At 66.1% G+C, this 2,389-nt stretch carries 2 protein-coding genes; both read left to right on the top strand.

The genetic code is table 11. The annotated features are described in order from the left end of the window. The coding region (locus AC1DYX_RS30380; RefSeq protein WP_477265828.1) for an Ig-like domain-containing protein at positions 1-1,684 on the top strand (1,684 nt) is incomplete at its 5' end. 116 nt (positions 1,685-1,800) lie between these two features. Then, on the top strand, positions 1,801-2,389 hold a 589-nt coding region (gene aroK / locus AC1DYX_RS30375; RefSeq protein WP_477265830.1), incomplete at its 3' end, for a shikimate kinase AroK.

Genomic DNA, 2,389 nt, shown 5'->3' with positions numbered 1-2,389 from the left:
CGCCGCCAAGAAGCCGGTGTCGAACGCGATCGTGACCTTTGCCACCGACAATGCGCTGGCCGTGTTCTCGCCGACCGCCGGCACCGCGCTCACCGACGTCAACGGCGTCGCCACCATTTCCATGCGCGCCGCCAGCCTGGCCGCCGGCGGTGCGGGCACCGTGACCGTGACGTCGAACGTGGCCGGCACCACCGCCACCGGCACCGCGAACTACTCGGTCGGCGCCACCACGCTGGCGTTCGGCACGCTGACTGCCAGCCCGGCCAGCATCCAGGCGTACGGCTCGACAGTGCTGTCCATCGACGTGCTGAGCGGATCGAGCAAGTATACGGACCAGCAGGTCAACGTGAGCTTCAGCTCGGCGTGCGTCGCGGCCGGCAAGGCCACGCTGGCGGCGACCGTGCCGACCAATAGCGGCACCGCCCAGACGGTCTACCGCGACAAGGGCTGCGGCAACAACGACACCATCACCGTGACGGCCGCCGGCGTCGCCCAGTCGGCGTCGACCACGCTCACGATCGCCCCGCCGGCTGCGGCCTCGGTGCAATTCGTGGGCGCGTCGCCGACGAACCAGTCGATCGTGATCCAGGGCCAGGGCGGCAACGGCCGCACCGAGACGGCCACGCTGACCTTCAAGGTCGTCGACATCTTCGGCAATCCGCTCGCCGGCAAGCAGGTGAATTTCTCCACGACAGCGTCGTCTATCGTGGTCAACAAGGCCAGCGACACCACCGATGCCACCGGCCAGGTGATCACCACCGTGAACTCCGGGTCGGTGCCCACGTCGTTCCGCGTCCAGGCCACGCTGCCGGGCACCGGCACCAACGGCGGTCCGGACATCTCCACGCTGTCCGACTCGATCGTCGTGACGACCGGCCTGCCGGTGCAGCGCGCGTTCTCGCTGAGCTCCGGTTCGTTCAACGTCGAAGGCTGGACGCTGGACAACCCGTCGGCCACCAACGTGCAGGTGATGCTGGCCGACGCCTTCGGCAACCCGGTCCCGGACGGCACTCCGGTCGTGTTCCAGACCAGCATGGGCGCAGTCGGTTCGTCCGACAAGGGCGGTTGCAATACCGTCAACGGCGTCTGCTCGGTCGTGTTCCGCACCCAGGCGCCGCGCGTTGCGACGCCGGGCGACCCGGCTACCCCGTGCAACGCCGTCAGTCCGGATGCGACCCGCCCCGGCCTGGCCACCGTCTGCGCCAGCTCGACCGACGGCACCAACACCGTGTTCGCCAAGACGGCCATCTTCTTTAGCGGCAGCTACGCGAAATACGTGTACATGGATGGCAGCAGCACGCCGCTGGACCTGACCAAGGTCACCGACCTCGGCTCCATCAGCGGCAGCGCGGCCATGGTGTTCACCTTGCAGTTGAACGACGTGAACCAGAACCCGATGCCTGCCGGCTCCAAGGTTGAGATCACGGGCATCGTCAACGCCGGTTCCACCGCGGCGACGCCGGATACCGTGCCGAGTATCGCGCCGCATTCGACCGGCAACGTGGACGATCCCACTGGCACCGCGGTCGGCAGCAACCCGCAAGGTTCCACGCACGTGGTCAGTATTTCGAGCAAGGATCCGTCCAATTGCAAGCCGGCCGTGGCCTCGTTCGGCGTGACCATCACGACGCCCGCTGGCTCCGTGACCAGTATTCCGTTTAAACTGTCGTTCACCTGCCCATAAGTTTTCTTAAGGGATGCCCGATTGCAACAAAGCGGCCAGGGAAAACCTGGCCGTTTTTATTTGAACGCGTACACGTGTCTGACTGTAAGAACAACAACATCTTCCTCGTCGGCCTGATGGGAGCCGGCAAGACCACCATCGGTCGCCTGCTCGCGCGGCGCCTCGACATGACCTTCATCGATTCGGACCACGAGATCGAGGCGCGCACGGGCGCCACGATCCCGTGGATCTTCGAGATCGAAGGGGAGGCCAGTTTCCGTCGCCGCGAAGCCGACGTGATCCGCGAACTGACGGCGCAGAATGGCATCGTGCTGGCTACGGGCGGCGGCGCCGTGCTGGATCCGGCGAGCCGCGCACTGCTGGCCGAACGGGGCACGGTGATCTATCTGCGCGCGAGCGTGTCCAGCATCCTGCAGCGCACGGCGCACGACAAGAACCGCCCGCTGTTGCAGACGGCCGACCCGCGCAGGAAGCTGGAAGACCTGACGGCGCAGCGCGAGCCGCTGTACCGCGAGATCGCCGACATGGTCATCGATACGGGCCGACCTAACGTACAATCGATGGTTCAGACAATCCTGGACCAGCTCGCGGTCGACGCCGAGCGCGAGCGGGCCAATGCAAAGACGACAATGAACGAACAGGCATGCATTTCTCTTAACGTCGAGCTGGGCGACCGCAGCTATCCGATCGCGATCGGACGCGGCC

It is taken from the genome of Massilia sp. P2_C2 (assembly GCF_056404615.1).
The sequence above is the reverse complement of the archived record's forward strand: the minus strand, read 5'-3'. Positions and strand labels throughout refer to the sequence as shown.